The organism is Streptomyces sp. NPDC046909, from assembly GCF_040644695.1.
GTDB lineage: Bacteria > Actinomycetota > Actinomycetes > Streptomycetales > Streptomycetaceae > Streptomyces.
Genome location: NZ_JBEYXC010000002.1, coordinates 15,913 through 34,238, shown reverse-complemented (window position 1 = coordinate 34,238; position 18,326 = coordinate 15,913). Strand labels below are relative to the sequence as shown.

The 18,326-nt window shown below is 73.1% G+C and carries 14 protein-coding genes and 1 pseudogene; 7 read left to right on the top strand and 8 right to left on the bottom strand.

All coding sequences use genetic code 11. The features are described from left to right. Positions 1 to 23 precede the first annotated feature (23 nt). On the top strand, positions 24 to 632 hold the full coding sequence (locus ABZ928_RS04245) for a response regulator transcription factor (RefSeq protein ID WP_361514953.1): 609 nt from the start codon (positions 24 to 26) through the stop codon (positions 630 to 632). Between the two features lie 231 nt (positions 633 to 863). Here the strand turns inward: ABZ928_RS04245 and ABZ928_RS04240 are convergent. The 4 genes and pseudogenes from ABZ928_RS04240 to lanKC all read right to left on the bottom strand — a co-directional run. Then, a pseudogene (locus ABZ928_RS04240) lies at positions 864 to 1,967 on the bottom strand (ATP-binding cassette domain-containing protein); the annotation flags it as partial. A gap of 380 nt (positions 1,968 to 2,347) precedes the next feature. Further along, the gene (locus tag ABZ928_RS04235) at positions 2,348 to 4,084 is read right to left on the bottom strand and encodes an ABC transporter ATP-binding protein (protein ID WP_361514952.1); all 1,737 of its coding nucleotides are present in this window, start codon (positions 4,082 to 4,084) and stop codon (positions 2,348 to 2,350) included. 85 nt (positions 4,085 to 4,169) lie between these two features. Further along, entirely contained in the window at positions 4,170 to 4,286 is a 117-nt protein-coding gene (locus ABZ928_RS04230) for a SapB/AmfS family lanthipeptide (protein ID WP_361514951.1), read from the bottom strand. 59 nt (positions 4,287 to 4,345) lie between these two features. Next, positions 4,346 to 6,931, bottom strand: coding sequence for a class III lanthionine synthetase LanKC (lanKC, locus tag ABZ928_RS04225; protein ID WP_361514950.1), 2,586 nt, complete (start codon positions 6,929 to 6,931; stop codon positions 4,346 to 4,348). 196 nt (positions 6,932 to 7,127) lie between these two features. On the opposite strand from lanKC, the gene ABZ928_RS04220 reads away from it, so the two are divergent. From ABZ928_RS04220 to ABZ928_RS04195, 6 genes are all read left to right on the top strand, one after another. Next, positions 7,128 to 9,575, top strand: a complete 2,448-nt coding sequence (locus ABZ928_RS04220) for a SpoIIE family protein phosphatase (protein WP_361516118.1) — start codon at positions 7,128 to 7,130, stop codon at positions 9,573 to 9,575. Positions 9,576 to 9,686: 111 nt separating this feature from the next. After that, on the top strand, positions 9,687 to 9,863 hold the full coding sequence (locus tag ABZ928_RS04215; RefSeq protein ID WP_361514949.1) for a hypothetical protein: 177 nt from the start codon (positions 9,687 to 9,689) through the stop codon (positions 9,861 to 9,863). 71 nt (positions 9,864 to 9,934) lie between these two features. Beyond that, the gene (locus ABZ928_RS04210; protein WP_361514948.1) at positions 9,935 to 11,002 is read left to right on the top strand and encodes a glucose-1-phosphate thymidylyltransferase; all 1,068 of its coding nucleotides are present in this window, start codon (positions 9,935 to 9,937) and stop codon (positions 11,000 to 11,002) included. Next, a complete protein-coding gene (rfbB, locus tag ABZ928_RS04205) occupies positions 10,999 to 11,979 on the top strand; it encodes a dTDP-glucose 4,6-dehydratase (RefSeq protein ID WP_361514947.1) in 981 nt (326 codons plus the stop codon). The genes ABZ928_RS04210 and rfbB overlap by 4 nt, the downstream gene beginning before the upstream one ends. Beyond that, positions 11,976 to 12,347 carry a sugar nucleotide-binding protein gene (locus ABZ928_RS04200; RefSeq protein WP_361514946.1) on the top strand — a complete coding sequence of 124 codons (372 nt, stop codon included), beginning with the start codon at positions 11,976 to 11,978 and terminating at the stop codon, positions 12,345 to 12,347. Before rfbB ends, ABZ928_RS04200 begins: the two co-directional genes overlap by 4 nt. Further along, positions 12,344 to 13,147 carry a class I SAM-dependent methyltransferase gene (locus ABZ928_RS04195; RefSeq protein WP_361514945.1) on the top strand — a complete coding sequence of 268 codons (804 nt, stop codon included), beginning with the start codon at positions 12,344 to 12,346 and terminating at the stop codon, positions 13,145 to 13,147. Before ABZ928_RS04200 ends, ABZ928_RS04195 begins: the two co-directional genes overlap by 4 nt. 94 nt (positions 13,148 to 13,241) lie before the next feature. Here ABZ928_RS04195 and ABZ928_RS04190 read toward each other — a convergent pair whose 3' ends face one another. The 4 genes from ABZ928_RS04190 to ABZ928_RS04175 all read right to left on the bottom strand — a co-directional run bounded on the left by ABZ928_RS04190 (position 13,242) and on the right by ABZ928_RS04175 (position 18,303). After that, positions 13,242 to 15,188 (bottom strand): glycosyltransferase family A protein, encoded by a 1,947-nt coding sequence (locus ABZ928_RS04190; protein ID WP_361514944.1) that lies wholly within the window; start codon positions 15,186 to 15,188, stop codon positions 13,242 to 13,244. 283 nt (positions 15,189 to 15,471) lie between these two features. After that, complete coding sequence (locus ABZ928_RS04185; protein ID WP_361514943.1) at positions 15,472 to 16,083, bottom strand: SRPBCC family protein; 612 nt, start codon at positions 16,081 to 16,083, stop codon at positions 15,472 to 15,474. 11 nt (positions 16,084 to 16,094) lie between these two features. Then, positions 16,095 to 17,192: an XdhC/CoxI family protein gene (locus ABZ928_RS04180; RefSeq protein WP_361514942.1), complete on the bottom strand. Its 1,098-nt coding sequence runs from the start codon at positions 17,190 to 17,192 to the stop codon at positions 16,095 to 16,097. Continuing rightward, positions 17,185 to 18,303: a VWA domain-containing protein gene (locus ABZ928_RS04175; RefSeq protein WP_361516116.1), complete on the bottom strand. Its 1,119-nt coding sequence runs from the start codon at positions 18,301 to 18,303 to the stop codon at positions 17,185 to 17,187. Before ABZ928_RS04175 ends, ABZ928_RS04180 begins: the two co-directional genes overlap by 8 nt. Positions 18,304 to 18,326 lie beyond the last annotated feature (23 nt).

The following is an 18,326-nucleotide window of genomic DNA, read 5'->3' as shown; positions in this document are numbered from 1 at the left end:
AACGCGAATCGAAGGGACGGGCAGTGATCCGGGTGCTTCTGGTGCACGACGAGTGTCTGGTCAGAAAGGTGCTGGCGGAGTGGCTGCGCCGGGAACCGGACCTGGGGGTTTTCGACGCCCCGTGGCACAGCGCACCGAGCCGTCTGCGAACCGTGGCACCGGACGTCTGCGCCGCCGACCTGGAGTGCTCGGACTCCTACGGCATCCCCCCGCTGCGCGAGCTGTACGCCTGCGACCCCGGCGGGACACCGCCCCGGCTTCTCGTCCTTGCCAGTGCGAACCGGCCGGGGCTGCTGAAACGGGCCGTCGAGGCGGGGGCGCTCGGCTACGTCGACAAGGAGGGCGCGCCGGAGAACCTCGTCCATGGGATCCGCAGCGTCGCCTCAGGGAAACGTTTCGTCGACGACTCCCTCGGCTTCGGATTCCTCAAGGCCGCCGAGATGCCGCTGACCGGACGGGAACTGAGCGTGTTGTCCCTGGCCGCCGAGGGGGCCTCCGTCGCGGAGATCGCCGGGAGCCTGCACCTGTCCCACGGGACCGTGCGCAACTACATGGCGGCCATCACCCGCAAGACCGGGGCCCGCAACCGCATCGACGCGATCCGGATCTCCCAGGGCGAGGGCTGGCTCTGAGCCCCCCGGCGCCCAGCTCCCCACGAGATCCCGGTACAGCGCCGAGGACCCCAGCAGCTCCTCGTGCGTCCCGTACGCCGTCTCCCGGCCGTCCATGACCAGGACCCGGTCGGCGCGCCGGGCCGAGCTGATGCGATGCGCGACGACCACGAGCGTGCCGCCCGGCCGCGCCGCGAACGCCCGCTCCGCGCGCTCCTCGGACCGCGCGTCCAGATGACAGGTGGCCTCGTCCAGCAGCGCGAGCGGCGCGTACGACAGATAGGCCCGGGTCAGCGCCACGAGTTGCCGCTCACCGCCCGACAGGGCCCCCGGCTCGACGGTCCCGGCGAGTCCGCCGAGCCGGTCGAGCAACGCCGACAGCCCCACCGCCTCGGCCGCCGCCAGCAGCTCCGCCTCGGGCACGGGATCCGGCCGCAGATGCCCGAGGTTCTCGGCGAGCGTGCCGCTGAAGACGTACGCCTCCTGCGGGATCAACACCCGCCGCGCGGCGGCCTCCGGCCCCGGTACGGGGTGCCCGCAGACCCCGACCGTGCCCGTCGAGGGGCTCAGCAGCCCGGCGATCAGCGCGGTGAGCGTGGACTTCCCGATCCCGCTCGGTCCTACGACGGCCAGGTGGGCGCCGGTCGGGAGGGTGAGGTCGAGGCCGTCGACGACGGGGGCCGCGGCGGGGCCGTAGGCGAAGGTGACGGAGGTGAGGGAGAGGGCGGGGGAGCCGGGGTGGGCGCGGGGTCGCTCTTCGGGCGGGGCGCTGTGCGGCTGGGGCAGTTCCCCGAAGGTGCCGCTCGTCGTCGGCGCCGCCTTCCGGACCAGCCGCCGCAGGACCACCACCAGGCGTGAGCCGCTCGTGCCCAGGCCGTGGACGAGGTCGCGGAGGGCGGGGAGGAGGGACTGGGTGACGTAGGCGAGGGCGCCGACCAGGGCGCCTGTGGTGACGCCGTGGGACAGGAGCCAGGGGGCGGTGACCAGGAGCAGCACGATCGGCAGCTGGCCGCCGAGCGCGAGGGCGGCCACACGCAGGACGCTCCAGTGGGTGAGGGCGTACGCGGCCCGGCGTTCGGCGTCGATACGGATCCCCGTGTCCGCGGCGACCCGTTCCTCCGCGCCGGCCGCCGTGATGTCCCGCAGGCCCGGGCAGACGGCGCCGTACCGCTCGGCCAGCCGCTCGTCGGCGACGAGGAACGCCTCCTGCCGGCGGGCCAGCGGCCGCAGCGTCGCCGCGAACAGCGCCACCCCGGCCAGCAGCGGCGGACCGACGACCAGGAGGAGCAGCGGGGCGAGCGAGAACAGGCCGACCAGCGCGCCGACGGCGGTGAACACGAACGACCGCGACACCATGACCAGCCCGGCGAACGTGTCCCGGGCGATCTCGGCCTGCTGGGTGAGCCCGGACAGTGCCCCGGCGTCCCCCTCCCGCACTCCGCGCGCGACGACCCGCCGCACCAGCCGGTCCCTGAGCGGTTCCACCAGCGCGGCGACCGCGGCGTACACCCGCACCGTCCCGACCGCCCCCGCGAGCACCCCGAGCCCGGCCACCCCGAGCCACACGAGCCCCGCGCCCGGCCGACCCGCCAGGAACCCCTCGTCCAGGGCGCGGGCGGGCGCGTACCCGGTGAGGAACGTCTGCCCGGTCTCCAGCACGGACCAGCCGACGAGGCGTACGACGACCCGCCAACGTTCCCGGAGGAAGCGGAGTCCGTGCCGGTGGAGCCTGTCGGTCATGACCACTCCCCGTCCCCGCCCCCGTCCGCGTCTGTCTCCACATCCCCATCCCCGAACACCGCCCGATACCCCGGCAGTCGCCACAACTCCTCGTGCCGCCCCACCGCCCGCACCCGCCCCCCGTCCAGCCATGCCACCGCGTCCGCCCGTGCCGCCGTGGCCGCTCGGTGGGCGATCAGGAGGCGGGTGCCGGGCGTGCCCGTGCCCGGGCGTGGGCCCACCAGGGTCCTGGTGATCTGTTCCTCCGTCACCGTGTCGAGGCTGGACAGGGCGTCGTCGAGGACGAGGAGCCGGCCGCCGTGGGCGAAGGCCCGGGCGAGGCCCAGGCGTTGGGACTCGCCGCCGGAGCGGGGGGCGTCGGCGCAGAGGGTGGCGTATCCGGCGGGGAGGCGGGTCACGAAGTCGTCGGCGTGGGCGGTGCGGGCCGCTTCCCGGAGCCGGGCGGGGGAGGGGGATGTCAGGCCGAGGCCGATCTCCTCCTCCAGGGTGCCGCCGAGCAGCGCGGGCCGTGAGAAGGCGTGGGCCGTCGCCCCGCGCAGTTCGTCATGGGTCAGCTCCCGCAGCGGCTCCCCGTCGAGCAGCACCTCCCCGGCGTCCGGATCGGCGAGGCGCCCGGCGATGGCGGCGAGCAGTGACTTGCCCGCGCCCGACCGGCCGACCACGGCGAGGGTCGTACCGCCGGGCACGACGAGATCGACCCCGTCGAGCACGACCCGACCGCCGCGCCGGGCCGTCACCCCGCGCAACTCCAACCGGCCGGGACCCGGCGGGAGGTGACCTCCCCCGTAAGCCATGGCGGGTTCCGTGAGGACCTCGTCCAGACGTGCGACGGACGCCCGGGCGCGGGCCAGCCCCGACAGGTACCCCACCAGTACGCCGACCCCGGTGGCGAGCACCGCGTACCGCGAGGCGGCGAGCAACTCTCCCACCGTCAGCCGGTGTCGGGCGAGCAGGAGTCCGGCGACGGCGACGACGCCGAGCTGGAGCAGCGGGGCCACGGCCACCGACTGTCCCGCGGCGCGTCCCTGCACCCGCCACATGCGGTGGCCGAGCCGGGACAGTTCGGGCAGCGGTCGCAGGATCCGGGCCGTCTCCCGGTCCGCCGTACCGGCCGCCTCGATGGTGCGATGCCCGCCCACGGCCTCCGAGAGCGCCGCGGCGATCCGGCCCTGCACCTCCTGATAGCGCGTCACGCACTCGGTGGTGTCACGGGTGAAGGCCCGCAGCAGCAGCGCGAGGACCGGCGCCCCGGCCAGGAACACCGCCGCGAGCCACGGGTCGATGAGGGCCAGCGCGACCATGCCGCCGACCGGTCCGACGAACGCGGCGGGCAGCGCGGCGCGGGCGGTCGGGGCCGTCCCGGCCTGCGCGGCGTTGCCGACGAGGCGGGCGACGAGGTCCCCGGGTCCGAAACGGGCCGTGGCGCGCGGGCCGACGGCCAGGACGTGCCCGGTCAGCCGGCGGCGCAGCCAGGCGGTGGTGCCGGCGTCGACCGTGCCCGCGAGCACGGTCTGGCCCGCGTCGAGCAGCGCGAGCAGCAGGACGAGCCCGGCGCAGTACAGCACCCAGCGGGTCGCCGGGGCCTGCGCGAGCAGCAGATCGAGGACGCGGCCCAGCGCGGCGGGCAGCAGCAGACCCGCGCCGCTCGCGGCCGTGCTCACCAGGCAGAGCGCCGCGCCACGGGCGGGGGCGGGCCCGAACGGTCCGTGAAGTGCCCCGGAGTTCTCGGCCATCCCCACCCCTCGGTGTACGGGACTCCGGGCGGCCCCTCCCCTGAGGGAGCGGGACCGCCCGGAGCCTATGGACGCACGGTGTCCGTCAGAGACAGAGCAGAACGCTCGCCGTGCTGACACAGGACAGCAGGCTGACCGTGCTGGCGCCGCCGCCGTCGGTGTGCTCTTCGGACTCCATCGTCTGCAGGTCGAGAAGTGCCATCTCGTCTTCCTTTCCTCGGTGTCGTCCACCCGTGGGGACGGGGTTGGTTCACGGCTCCGTCAATGCGCGCAGCCGTGCTGTGGGGGCCGCCGGAGAGGCGGCAGGAAGGGCAGGTGCGTACCCGCCCGGGGATCGAGGGCCGCGCCGAGCGCGAGCAGGCACCCGGCCGTCCCGGTGCCCAGGTCCATCGAGAGCCGCATCATCTGGTGCCCGGGGAAGGCGAGTTGGCCCTCGTAGTCCATCGCCAGCCAGCCCATCGCGGCGACCTGCTCGGCGAGCCGTTCCCGCTCGCCGGTCCGGGCGAGATGCAGGACCATCCCGGCGCGGCCCAGGAACAGACCGGGCTGCGCGTAGAAGCGGCAGGTGGCGGCCTTCAGGACACCCGCCCTGACCGGCTCCAACTCCTCGGCCACGTCCGGGACATGGGTGAGACAGTCGTCCAGGATCATGCCGATGCCCGCGCTGCCGTCGCCGAGATAGGGCAGCGTCCGCCAGCCCTCGTCGACCTCCAGCTCACCGCCCTCGCGCGTCACACAGCATTCCAGGTCCCGCCGCAGCGCCGCCCCGGCCGCCGCCAACAGCCCCGGCTCACCGGTCCGTTCGTACTGCCGCAGCAGGAACAGCGCCTGCCCGGACGCGCCGCGCAGCAGCCCGGCCCGCCGTCGCCGAGGGGTGTCGGGCACCGCCTCCGCGAGACGCCGTACGACGATGTCGGCGGCCTCCGCGGCCCGCTCGGCCAGCTCCGGCTCCCCGGCCCGGTCGGCCAACTCGCCCAGCACCAGGCCGAGTCCGGCCAGTCCGCCGCGCAGGTCGGAGGAGAGGTTCCGCCACCGCTCCTTCAGGACACGGTCGATGAGGTCCAGGGCCCGCTGCCGGTGACCGAGCCGGTCCAGGACATGGGCGACGCCGGCGAGACCGTCGTACAGCCCGAGCGGGGTGCCCGCCGGCGGCGGTGCGGTACGGGCCAGGAGCCAGCGCTCGCCCTCCTCGTACCGCTCGGCGCCGACCGCGTCGAGCGCGTACAGCACCCCGGCCGCCCCGTGCGCGAGACCGAGCCCGCCGCCGTCGGAGAACTGCGCGATGTCGCCCGGGAAGAGCCGGTCCTCGCGCTCCGGGGTGGCCGAGGCGAGGAGCGCCTTGACCATGGAGTCGCGGCTGTACGGCCAGTCGGCCGGCTCGACGAAGGACGGTGCCGGCGTCGGCGTGTCCCGGGTGATCTCCGCGACCGCCTCGTCGAGGAACTCCCGTGGCACGTCCGGGAACTGACGGGCGATCACCTCGGCCAGATGGGCCGCCTTGCCCCGGTCGACCACGAACAGCGTGGTGACCGGCAGGAACAGGGCGAGCCGCAGACAGGCCAGCGCGTAGCGGTCGACGTCGACGCCCGTACGGTCCGGCGGGGCGAAGAAGCCGGGGTGGGCGACGGTCTGGCGGCCCCGCTCCGACACCGGGGCCGCCGCCTCGAAGTCGATCAGGGACACCGACTCCTCGTCGGGCCCGACCATGATGTTGAAGACATGCAGGTCGTTGAAGACGATCCCGCGCTCGTGCACCGCCGCCACGGCCCGCTCCACCGCGCCATGGATCCGCACCGCCCACTCCGCGTAGTCCGCCACCGCCTTCGGTTCGGGATCCGGTGTGAGCAGGGGGTGCCGCTCGGCGAAGTACGAGTTCAGCGGCCGCCCCTCGACGAAGTCCATGACCAGGAAGCGGTGGTCGCCGAGCGTGAACCAGTCCCGCACCTCCGGTACGACACCCGTCCCCGCCACCTGCTCCAGCGCGGCCTTCTCCCGCTCCAGGCGCGCGACCGCGTCCGCCCCGTCCGAGGCAAGCCCCGCGTGCGGCCGCCCCTCCTTGAGGACGACCTTGCGCCCGTCCCGGGTGTCGGTGCCCGCGTACACCCCGCCGCCGTTGGAGAAGTGCAGCGCCTTCTCGATCCGGTACGGCAGCTCGCCCACCGTCGTGGTGTTGCGCGCCGCGAGATGCGGTGCGAGGAAGGCCGGCAGCGTCACCCACTCCGGCACCTGGAACGACGGCGCCCGCCGGTCCGGCACCAGCCTGCCCTCGGCGTCCCGCACCGCCAGCACCAGCGAGCCCCGCTCGTCGACGACGAAGGCACGCGCGAAGGCGCCGTAGCGGACGTACAGCGGACCGTCGTACCAGCGCAGATCCGTGAGGATGTACGGCCCCTCGAAGCCCTCCAGGAGCTTGCCCAGCTCGCGCAGGACGACGTGCAGCTGCTCCTCGTCGGCCGGGTAGACGGTGACGAACTTGCCACTGGCGTCGCGGCCCGCGTACTTGGTGTTGCGCAGATGCAGCAGATGCGGTCCCGGTACGAACTTGAACGGGATGCGGCGCGGCACGCAGTAGTCCCACACCATCGCCGCGATCCGCTCGGCGTTCGCCCGGGTGGCCGACGCATGGATCTTCCAGCCCTGGGCCGGACCGGGCACCGGGGCGCCGTCTGGGCCCAGCGGCGTCAGCGCCAGCCAGTCCCCGGTGCGCGCCGACTCCCAGCCGTCCGGCACCTCCCGCCGGGCCGTCCCGTACAAGGGTGCCGCCGCACGCGCTCCCGCGGACAGCCGGTCGGGCGTCTCGTAGAAATGCCGGTCGGCCAGCGCGTACACCTCGTACCGCTTGTCCATGCGTCCCCCTCCGTGGCCCGGCAACGAGCTTCCAGCCGCGGCGACGGGCACGGACAGTCACGGCTGTCACGAGATCACCGTGCGGAACGCATGCGTAAAGAATTGTTCGGCGGGTTTCGATCCCGGCCCCCGCAGACACTCCACGGAATGCTCACAGGGGCTGCGCACGTGCCCTATTAGCGCTGTAATGGCGGACGTGGTCAGTGAGGGCGCTGCGGGACGCAGAACGAGAACGCTGCGTGCCGAAGTTGCCCTGAAAGCGCTCACGGACGGTCCCGAGTCACCCGAACGGCTGCGCCGGGTGCTGGAGCAGGTGCTCGTCTTCACCGGGGCGACCCTCGCCGCCGTGTACGCGCCGGCCGACGACGGCGACCTGCTGTGCCTCGTCGAGTCCGCCGGCGTCCCCCGGACGGTGTACGGGCTGCGCGACGGCTATCCGCGCTCCGGCAGCTCCCCGCTCGCCGACGCCCAGCGCACCGGACGCCCGCTCTACCTCGGCCCCGAGGAACTCGCCGGCTGCGCCGAGACCCGCCGCGCGCCGGCCCGGGACTTCCACCTCGCGGTGCTGCCCGCGCACGGCGACGACGGCCGGGCCAGTCTCCTGGCCGTCGGCGAGGACCCGGGCGGCTTCGACGACGAGGACCGCAAGTGTCTGGAACTGATCGCCGACGCCGTGGCCTGCCCCGTTCCGGACCGCCCCGCCGAGGACGAGGAGCTCCCGGCCAACGCCTTCAGCCTCGCCATGGACACCGGCCGCGTCGAGGTCGGCGCCGACATCCTGGAACTGTTCCGGATGGGCCGGGAGGACTTCGACGGCCGCGTCGAGACCCTGCTGGCCCGCACGGTGCCCGAGGACCTGCCGTCCCTGATGTCCGTCGTCGAGGCCGACCACATGTCCATCGGCGACCGCGAGCTGGAGTTCCGCGTCCTCCAGCCCACCGGGCCGCCCAAGTGGCTCCGGCTGCGCGGCCGCCTCCTGCCCGGCGGCGAGGGCCGCCCCGCCCGCCTCGTCGGCACCGTCGCCGACGCCGCCGGACTGCGCTCCGACGTCACCGACGTGGCCCGCGTCCAGCGCCTCGCCGCCGCCCTCGCCACCGCGGGCACCGTCCGCGACGTCAGCCAGGCCGTGGTCGCCGCCCTGCGCAAGCCGCTCCTCGCCGACCGCATCGCCCTCGCCGAGCTGGAGGGCGACCGGCTCGTCGTCACCGTCCTCGACCCGCCCGAACCCGAGTCCTGGCCCGAGCTGTGGCGCCTGGAGTGGCGCACCGAGTGGCCCGACGCCCCCGTCCGCGCCATGCCCACCCTCGCCGCCGCCCTGAGCGAGGGCCGCGCCCGGATCTGGCCCGCCGGCACCGCCCTGGAACCCGCCCTCGCCGAGGTCGGCCCCGGCGGCCTCGCCGTCCTGCCGCTGCCCGGCGCGGGCCGCATGGCCGGGGCCTGTCTCATCGGCTGGGACACCCCGCACGACTTCGGCCCCGACGAACGCGCCCTCCTCACCGCCTCCGCGGGCCTCGCCGGACAGGCCCTCACCCGCGCCCACGCCTTCGACGCCGAGCACGAACTCGTCGGCATGCTCCAGCGCCAGCTGCTGCCCCGCCGCCTGCCCAAACTCCCCGGCGCGGTCGCCGTCGCCCGCTACCTCCCGAGCACCGCGGGCCTGGAGCTCGGCGGCGACTGGTACGACGTGATCCCGCTGCCCGACAACCACGTCGCCCTCGTCATCGGCGACGTCCAGGGCCACAGCGCGGGCGCCGCCACCCTCATGGGCCAGATGCGCACCGCGCTGCGCGCCTACGCCGTCGAGGGACACCCCCCGGACGTCGTCGTCTCGCACGCCAACCGCCTCCTCATGGACATGGAGACCGACCTCTTCGCCACCTGCGCCTACGTCGACGTCGACATGGAGGAGGGCTCCGCCTGGTGCGTGCGCGCGGGACACCTGCCGCCGGTGCTGCGCCACCCGGACGGGGCAACCGAGATCGCCGAGGACGAGGGCGGCCCGCCGCTCGGCGTAGTGCTCCAGGCGGACTTCCCGATGACCCCGCTGCGGCTCCAGCCCGGCACCCTGATCGCCCTCACCACCGACGGCCTCGTCGAGTCCGCCGACTCCGACATCGACGAGGGCATGGACCGCTTCGCCCACGAACTGGCCGCCTCCGACCCCGCCCACCTCGGCCTCGTCGCCGACGCCCTGCTCGGCAACGCCCGCCGCAGCGACGACGTCGCCCTGCTCCTCATGCGCTACGACGGCATGGCCACCCGCCCGCAGCGCGAGAGCTGGACGGTGTGGCGCGTCCCCCAGGCCGTCGGCCACGCCCGCCGCTTCACCCGCCGCACCCTGCGCACCTGGGGAGTCTCCGCCGACGCCGCGGACACCGTGCTGCTCATCGTCTCCGAGCTCGTCACCAACGCCCTCGTGCACACCGACGGCCGGGTCCGCCTCGACCTCACCCTCGTCAACCACCGCCTGCGCGTCGCCGTCGCCGACGCCTCGCCCCGCACCCCCGCCAAGGCGACCAACATCGGCTGGGAGGCCACCGGCGGACGCGGCATCCTCCTCGTCGAGGCCATGTCGGACGCCTGGGGCACGCTGCCGGTCAGCGGCGGCAAGCAGGTGTGGAGCGAGGTCACCCTGGAGGGATGACCGGGCGCGGCGCGGGTACCCGGCGGTCGGACACAAAGACAGCGCAGACGCAGCGCGGATGCAGCGCGGATGCAGCGCGGATTCCGTATCGCAGAAGGAAGATGAACCGTCGTGACCGCACACACCACGGAGAAACCCGTCCGTCGAGCCGAGACCGGCTGGGCCAGGGCCCGCCGCCTGCGGGGCAGGGGTGTGCTGCGGACGTACGTCCCCGCCGTCGCGGAGACCGGCACCACCCCCGAAGCGGCCCCGGGCTCCGAGGGCAACATCGTGCGGGGCGAGGACTGACCACTCGTACGAGTGCACCCTGAACCGATCGGCTCGGTTTGCGCCGGACGGACGGGACTAAGGTGAACCAGATGAAGGCTCTCGTCCTGTCCGGCGGTGCCGGCACGCGGTTACGGCCGATCACCCACACCTCCGCCAAACAACTCGTCCCCGTCGCCAACAAGCCCGTGCTCTTCTACGGCCTGGAGTCGATCGCGGCCGCCGGGATCACCGAGGTCGGAGTGGTCGTCGGCGACACCGCCGCCGAGATCGAGGAAGCGGTCGGCGACGGCTCCAAGTTCGGCCTGGAGATCACCTACATCCCGCAGGAACGTCCCCTGGGACTCGCCCACGCGGTTCTGATCGCACGGGACTTCCTCGGTGACGACGACTTCGTGATGTACCTCGGCGACAACTTCATCGTCGGCGGAATCGCCTCCCTCGTCGACGAGTTCCGCGCCCACCGGCCGGACGCCCAGATCCTCCTCACCCACGTCCCCGACCCGCGCTCCTTCGGCGTCGCCGAACTCGACCCGGCGGGGCAGGTGACCGGCCTGGAGGAGAAGCCCGAGAAGCCCAAGAGCGATCTCGCCCTGGTCGGCGTCTATCTGTTCACGCCCGTGATCCACGACGCGGTGCGCGCCATCGAACCGTCCTGGCGGGGCGAGTTGGAGATCACCCACGCCCTCCAGCACCTCATCGATGTCCGCGCCGACGTCCGTTCCACGGTCATCGAGGGCTACTGGAAGGACACCGGGAACGTCACCGACATGCTGGAGGTCAACCGCACGGTCCTGGAGACCGTCGGCCACCGCATCGACGGCGAGGTCGACGAAGCCTCCGAGCTCGTCGGCCGGGTGGTCGTCGAGGAGGGCGCGCGGATCGTCGCCTCCCGCGTCGTCGGCCCCGTGGTCATCGGCGCCGGAACCCAGGTCAGCGACTCCTACATCGGCCCGTTCACGTCCGTCGCGGAGAACTGCCGTATCACGGACAGTGAATTGGAGTTTTCCATCGTCTTGCGAGACTCCTTGATCCAGGGCGTGGGGCGTATAGAGTCCTCCCTCATCGGCCGTCACGTCGAGGTGACCCCGACGACCGGTGTACCCAGTGCCCATCGCCTAGTGCTCGGAGACCACAGCAAGGTGCAGATCCGTTCATGAACCTCCTCGTCACCGGTGCCGCGGGCTTCATCGGCTCCCAGTACGTGCGCAGGCTCCTCGCCTCGGAGTCCTCCGACGCGCCGCGGATCACCGTGCTGGACAAGCTCACCTACGCCGGCACCCTCGACAACCTCGAACTCGACGACCCCCGCCTCGAGTTCGTGCAGGGCGACATCCGGGACGCCGAGCTGGTCGACAAGCTGGTCGCCGACGCCGACCAGATCGTGCACTTCGCCGCCGAGTCCCATGTGGACCGCTCCATCAGCGGGGCGACCGACTTCGTGATGACCAACGTGGTCGGCACCCAGACCCTCCTCGACGCGGCCCTCCGCCACGGCACCGGCCCGTTCGTGCACGTCTCCACCGACGAGGTCTACGGCTCCATCGACGAGGGCTCTTGGCCCGAGACCCACCCCCTCGCGCCGAACTCGCCGTACTCCGCCTCCAAGGCCTCCTCCGACCTGCTCGCCCTCGCCTACCACCGCACCCACGGCCTGGATGTGCGGGTGACGCGCTGCTCGAACAACTACGGGCCCCACCAGTTCCCCGAAAAGGTGATCCCGCTCTTCGTCACCAACCTCCTCGACGGCCGCAAGGTCCCGCTCTACGGCGACGGCCGCAACGTCCGCGACTGGCTGCACGTCGACGACCACTGCCAGGGCGTCGACCTCGTGCGCACCGGCGGCCGGCCCGGCGAGGTCTACAACATCGGCGGCGGCACCGAGCTGAGCAACCGGGAACTGACCGGACTGCTCCTGGAGGCGAGCGGCGCCGGCTGGGACAGGGTCGAGCACGTCGAGGACCGCAAGGGGCACGACCTGCGCTACTCCGTCGACTGGACCAAGATCCGCACCGAGCTCGGCTACCGGCCGCGCCACGACTTCACCGAGGGCCTCGCCGAGACCGTCGCCTGGTACCGGGACCACCGCGCCTGGTGGGAGCCGCTGAAGCGGCGCGTCGCCCGGGAGCACGGATGAGACGGCCGCAGCGGCCCGGCCGGCACCCCGCGAGCAGCAAGATCACACCCATCCGGAGCGCGGACGTGGCGAACCGTATCGCCGCCCCCGGCCCTGGCGCCGGCCGGGGTACGAAGGGTATGTTCCACGCCACCAGCTCCGGCGAGACCACCTGGTACGAACCGGCCCGCGAGATGCTCCGGCACCCCGCGGCCGACCCCGACCGGGTGCGGCCGGTGGGCAGCGCGGCCTCCCCGAGGCCCGCGCCCCGCCCCGCATACAGCGCCCGCGCGCACGACAGACGGCGACAGCCCGCTCTGCCGCCGCTGCGTGACCGGCGCACCGCCCTGAACGAGGCACTGCCCGAGATCCGCAAGGAGTCCCTGTGAAACGCCATGAGTTCCTTCGGGAACTGCACAAGGTCAGCGCGAACCGCAACTACCTGGAGATCGGCGTCAACGACGGCCGCAGTCTCACGTTGTCGCGGGTGCCCAGCATCGCGATCGACCCCGCGTTCAAGGTCGTCAGCGAGATCCGGACCGACGTCCACCTGGTCAAGGCCACCAGTGACGACTTCTTCGCCCGCGCCAACCCGCTGGCCCACCTCAAGGGCGGCCGCCACCCGCTGCGCAACCTGCGCCGCGGCCGCAGCCCCATCGGCTACTGGCGCCGCACCACCCTCGACCTGTCGTTCATCGACGGCATGCACCTCTTCGAGTACGCGCTGCGCGACTTCATCAACGTGGAGAAGTACTCGGACTGGGGCAGCGTCATCGTCCTCGACGACATGCTGCCGCGCAGCATCGACGAGGCCGCCCGGGACCGGCACACCAACGCCTGGACCGGTGACGTCTACAAGATGATCGAGGTCCTCAACCGGTTCCGGCCCGACCTGGTGACCGTCCTGGTCGACACCCAGCCGACCGGCCAGCTGATCGTCTTCGGCGCCGACCCGAACAACACGGTCCTGAAGGACAAGTACGACGAGATCATCGCCGAGTACGTGGTGCCCGACCCGCAGAAGGTGCCCGAGGCGGTCCTGGAGCGCGTCAAGGCGGTCAAGCCCGAGGAACTCGTGGGCGCCGGCTTCTGGGGCGCGCTGACCAAGTCCCGCAACCTCGGTGTGGGCCGCTCCCGCGGCTGGGCGCCGCTGCGCAAGGCGCTGGAGCCGCTCGCGACCAGCCGCTGAGGGGTCGGCCGCCGGGCAGCCGTACAGCCGTACGCAAAGGCGGAGCGGTCCGGGTATCAGAAGGTACCCGGACCGCTCCGCCTTTGACGTGCCGCTACTTCCCGCGCTGCGGGATCCGGGCCTTCGCCGCCCGCAGCACCCTGCCCAGCCCGCGCCGGACCCGACGGGCCAGCCGTCGCGTACCGCCGGGGTTGGGCGCGCGCACCGCACGGACCGAGTCCGCGCGGGCCCGCAGCGCGAACGGCAGCACGAGAAAGCGCGGCTCGCCGGCGTCCGGGAACGGGCTCAGCGCCACCCGCCAGGTCGCGCCCCGCAGCTCGGCGAGAGGCAGCTCGGCGTCGAGGACCGAGGCCTGTCCGTCCGGCGCGGCGGACAGGGTGGCGGGTACGTCGAGGATCGTCGTGGAGCCGAGCCGCAGCAGCACCTTGGTGTCATCGGCCACGTGCAGCGGTACGCCGGCACGCAGCCGCCCGTCGCTGACGGTGACGGCGTCGGGCGTGACCCGGTCCAGGCCCAGCCGCTCGGGCGCCCGGTCCACCGCGAGGGCGAGGTTGCCCTGCGGCCGGGTCCAGTACGGCAGGACCGTCCGGCCGCCCGCGAGAGCGGCCTGCGGGGCGGGCCGGTCGTCGAGCGGGGCCGGGCCCAGCCGGCACTCCTTGGTCCAGGCACCCAGCCTGACCCGTACGAGCGCGTCCCACAGACCGGCGTCCGGAGCGGCCCCGCCCGCCAGCGTGGCGGCGGCGACCGACGCCGTCACCCGCAGCACCAGCCGCACCCCGTCCCCGTCCTGGACCGTGTCGCGGGTGACCGTCACGGGCTGGAAGTGATGGGCGGCGCTGGCGCGGTCGCGCAGCATCAGATCACCGGAGGCCGTGCCGAACCGCGTCACGGAGTCGGCCGCGACCCAGGCGATGGCCTCGGCGGCGTCGAGGGGCGGCTCACCGGTCGCCGGGGCGCCCTCGGCGGGGAACACCAGGGGCTCGCCGCCCGAAGTGAACTCGGCGCGCAGACCGACCCGCAGGGTGCCGTCCTCCCAGACGACGCCTTCCGGTACGGCCCTGAGCCCGATACCGGCCTCCCACTCGGCGAACGCGAGGATGTCGTCGTACCGGTTCGCGGCGATCAGCGCGGCCACGACCCGCTGGGCGGGCGGGAGTCCGGCCGCCACACCCGGGCCGAACCGCTCGACGGCGACCGCGTGGATCTCCGCGAACAGGGAACGGCGGTAGTCGTCCGGCCACTTGGAGAACCGCTTGCCGCGCATCCGCTCGACCATCTCGACCCGCAGCCAGCGCCGGAACAGCCGGTCGCGCACCTCGCCGGGCTCGGTGTACTTCTCGACGACGTCGAGGGCCTCGCGCAGGTTCCTGAAGTACCCGACCGGCTCGAACTGCTGGAAACCGGCGTTGGAGGCGTCGTCGCGGCTCAGGTGGTAGTAGCAGACGTAGTCGCTGAGCACGGAGACGTTCTTCGCGCGCAGGTACGCCTCCGCGATGAAGACGTGGTCCTCCAGGCGCCGACGGCCCTCGGGGAAGCGCAGCCCGATGTCGTCGAGGAAGGCGCGGCGGATCATCTTGTGCGGGGTGAGACTGTCGATCAGCGGCGCGTTCTCCACCGACGCCTGCGGCCGGTTGCGGCGGAACAGCTCGATGGGCACACCGCGCCCCTTGCCCGCCATCTTCCCGACGATCACATCGGCGTCGTTGGCGACGCCGTAGTCGTACATCCGCTCCAGCGCCTCGTCGCCGAGGTAGTCGTCGTTGTCGACGAACATGATGAACTCGCCCTGGGCGGCGGCGATCCCGACGTTGCGGGGCTTGCCGGACCAGCCGGAGTTCTCCTGGTGGATGACGCGGACGCGCGCGTCGTCTTCCGCGAGCTCGTCGAGCCGGGCGGGTGTTCCGTCGGTGGAACCGTCGTCGACGAAGATCACTTCGTACTCGTCGGGAGGCAGCGACTGCCTCCTCAGAGACGCGATGCAGTCCTCGATGTAGACCCCGGGGTTGTACACGGGGACGACGACGCTGACCTTGACCGGCATGAGCTCGGTCCCCCTTGGGTCGCTTGTCGTTTGTGTCATGGTGCGGTGCTTGAGGGGCGATGCTAACCCGAGGGGAGACGGTTCTTGTTCAGAGGTTCACATGGATCGCATACCGATCAGGTGAACGTTGACGATGTCCGGCGTACGGTCCGAGCGCGACGCGACCGAGGAGACGTCAAGGGAAGGGCAGGGGGCTCGACGAGTTCGAGCCGCTCCGGCACGCGTACGCCGCCTGCGGGCACCCCGGTTCCCCCAACGGACCGACCTCCAGGGGCACTCGGGCCTAACGGCGCCGCACCAGCCGCCGTACCGCCAGCACCAGCGCGACGACCAGGACGCCCGCGACCGCCGCACGCTTGGCGACAGGCACCCCGGCGGCACGGAACAGGTCGAGCGGCTCCTCCACCGGCGGCGTCTCCTCGCGCGTCCCCTCCAGCGCCTCCTCCCGCGGTTTCTCACCCAGCTGTTCGGCGAGGTTCCGCGCGAACTGCCCGATGATCCGGTCACCGACCTCGGCCATCACCCCGCGCCCGAACTGCGCCGGACGCCCGGTCACCGTCAGATCGGTGCGCACCGAGACCGCCGTACCGCCGTCCTGTTCCGTGAGCGTGCCGGTCACGGTGGCGCGGGCGGTGCCCTGGCCGCGGGTCTCCCGGCCGCTGGCGATGAGGACCATGCGGTGGGCCGACTCGTCCTGCTCCTCGAAGACCGCGGTGCCCTTGTACGTCACGGTGATCGGACCGACCTTGACCTTCACCGAGCCGTTCACGGTCTTGCCGTCGTAGTCCGCCACCGTCGCCCCCGGCATGCACGGAGCGACCCGCTCGATGTCGAGGAGCGCCCGCCAGGCGTCGTCGACCGGGACCGGCACGGTGAACTCGTGGTGCAGTTCCATGATTTCCTCCGTCAATGGGGGTGGATGGCTCCTGCGGTGGCGGTCAGCGGGGTGCCCGTGCCGCCCCACCTCAGTGCGACGATCTCGGCGGCGACGGACACGGCCACCTCCTCCGGCGTACGGGCCCCGAGGTCGAGCCCGACCGGGGAGCACAGCCGGGCCAGTTCACGGTCCGTGAGCCCGGCGTCGACCAGGCGCTTCATCCGCTCGTCGTGGGTACGGCGGCTGCCCATCGCCCCGATGTACGCGGCGGGCCGGCGCAGTGCCTCCTCAAGGAGCGGGACGTCGAACTTGGGGTCGTGGGTGAGGACGCAGATCACCGTGCGCTCGTCGGTGCCGGTGCCCTTCAGATAGCGGTGCGGCCAGTCCACGACCACCTCCACGCCGGGCGGGAAGCGTTTGGGGGTGGCGAAGACCGGGCGGGCGTCGCACACGGTGACCCGGTAGCCGAGGAAGTCACCGATCCGGGCGACCGCGGCGGCGTAGTCGATGGCGCCGAACACCAGCATGCGCGGGGGAGGGGCGAAGGAGTGCAGGAAGACCGTGACGGAGTCGTCGCGGCGCTCGCCGTGCGGCCCGTAGTGCCGCAACCCCGTTGCCCCGAGGGCGAGTTCGCCCCGTGCGTCGGCGGTGACCGCCACGTCCAGCCCCTCGGTGCCGAGCGTCCCCGCGACCCGGTCCGGCCACACGGCGAGGGTCGCCCCGCGCACCGCCGGACCGTCGGTCACCGTCGCCACGGTCACCGGCCGTCCGGCCCCCACCGACTCGGCCACCTCGCCGAAGACAGGGTCGGTCGCGGATGTGACAGGCCGTACCAGAAGCGTGATCTCGCCACCACAGGTCAGCCCGACCGCGAACGCGTCCTCGTCGCTGTACCCGAACGTCTGCAACCGCGCCTCGCCGCTCGCCACCACCTCCTGCGCGAGCTCGAACACCGCCCCCTCCACACACCCCCCGGACACACTCCCGACGACCTCGTCACCGGGCCCCACGGCCATCGCCGCGCCCGGATCGCGCGGCGCACTGCGGCTCACCCCGACGACGGTCGCCAGGCCGAACGGCACGCCCGCCGCGTACCAGGCGCCCAGCGCCGGGAGAATCTCACGCACGATCCGCTCCTCTCACGACCGCCGCCAGCCTCTCCAGCGCGGCCAGACTGTGCCCGTCGACGAACGCGTCCACACTCGGCAGCGCCGCCGCCATCCCGGCCGCGACCGGCGCATAACCGGGCCGAGCCTTGCGGGGATTGGCCCAGATGACCCGATGGGCCAACCGCCGCAGGCGTCGCATCTGCCCCGCCAGCACCTCCGGATCCCCCCGCTCCCACCCGTCCGACAACACGACCACGACCGAGCCCCGCGCCATCCCGCGCTGCCCCCACCGGTCCAGGAACTCCCGCAGCAGCACCCCGAGCCGGGTACCCCCACGCCAGTCGGGCACCGCGGCCGCGACCGCGCGCATCGCGAGATCCGGATCGCGGTGCGCGAGCTCACGCGTCACCCGGGTCAGCCGGGTGCTGACGGTGAACACCTCGGTGCGTGGCCCGCGCGCGGCCGCGTGCGCGAACCGCAGCAGCGCGTCGGCGTACGGCGCCATGGACCCGCTGACATCGACGAGCAGGACGACTCGGCGAGGCCGCTGGATGCGCGCGTGGCGCCGCAGCAGCCCGGGTTCCCCGCCGCGCCGGAGCATCTCGCGCACGGTCCGGTGCGCATCGACCTCCCCACACCGGCCCGGCCGCCGCCGGACACTGCGCCGGGACTCGCCGTGCAACGCGAACGCGGCGAGCAGACGCCGCAGTTGCTCACGATCGGCGTCCGCCAGCTCGGCGATGTCCCGGTGGCGCAGCACCTCGGCGGAGCTGGCGAGTGAGGTTGTGGGCGGTCCCGCGTCGTAGCCGGGAGATGTCGTACGAGGTTCAGCGGCGTCCCGAATGGCCAGGCGTAGCGGGGGCCGTGGAGGCATGGAGGTCGGACGCCCCGCTCGTTCCCCGGTACCGAAGTAAGCGGCGAACACCCGGTCATAGCGCTCCAGATCGTCCCGGTCCCCGCACAGGGTCAGCCGCCCGGCCCAGTACAGCTCCGCCCCCAGCTCGTCCACGGCCCGCAGAAACGCGTGCAGCCGCTCGGCCCCGGCGTCGACGCCCGCCGCACGCAGGGCACGACCAAAACCAACGAGCACAGCATCGCCCCTAAGGGGCGCGGGGAACTGCGCGACCAGCCACAACGCACCCGCAGACAACA

What these genes read in the sequence shown, in the direction of transcription:
- ABZ928_RS04235 (WP_361514952.1), bottom strand. Translation starts at nt 4,084, where the DNA reads ATGGCCGAGAACTCCGGGGCACTTCACGGACCGTTCGGGCCCGCCCCC.
- ABZ928_RS04230 (WP_361514951.1), bottom strand. Translation starts at nt 4,286, where the DNA reads ATGGCACTTCTCGACCTGCAGACGATGGAGTCCGAAGAGCACACCGAC.
- lanKC (WP_361514950.1), bottom strand. Translation starts at nt 6,931, where the DNA reads ATGGACAAGCGGTACGAGGTGTACGCGCTGGCCGACCGGCATTTCTAC.
- ABZ928_RS04210 (WP_361514948.1), top strand. Translation starts at nt 9,935, where the DNA reads ATGAAGGCTCTCGTCCTGTCCGGCGGTGCCGGCACGCGGTTACGGCCG.
- rfbB (WP_361514947.1), top strand. Translation starts at nt 10,999, where the DNA reads ATGAACCTCCTCGTCACCGGTGCCGCGGGCTTCATCGGCTCCCAGTAC.
- ABZ928_RS04200 (WP_361514946.1), top strand. Translation starts at nt 11,976, where the DNA reads ATGAGACGGCCGCAGCGGCCCGGCCGGCACCCCGCGAGCAGCAAGATC.
- ABZ928_RS04190 (WP_361514944.1), bottom strand. Translation starts at nt 15,188, where the DNA reads ATGCCGGTCAAGGTCAGCGTCGTCGTCCCCGTGTACAACCCCGGGGTC.
- ABZ928_RS04185 (WP_361514943.1), bottom strand. Translation starts at nt 16,083, where the DNA reads ATGGAACTGCACCACGAGTTCACCGTGCCGGTCCCGGTCGACGACGCC.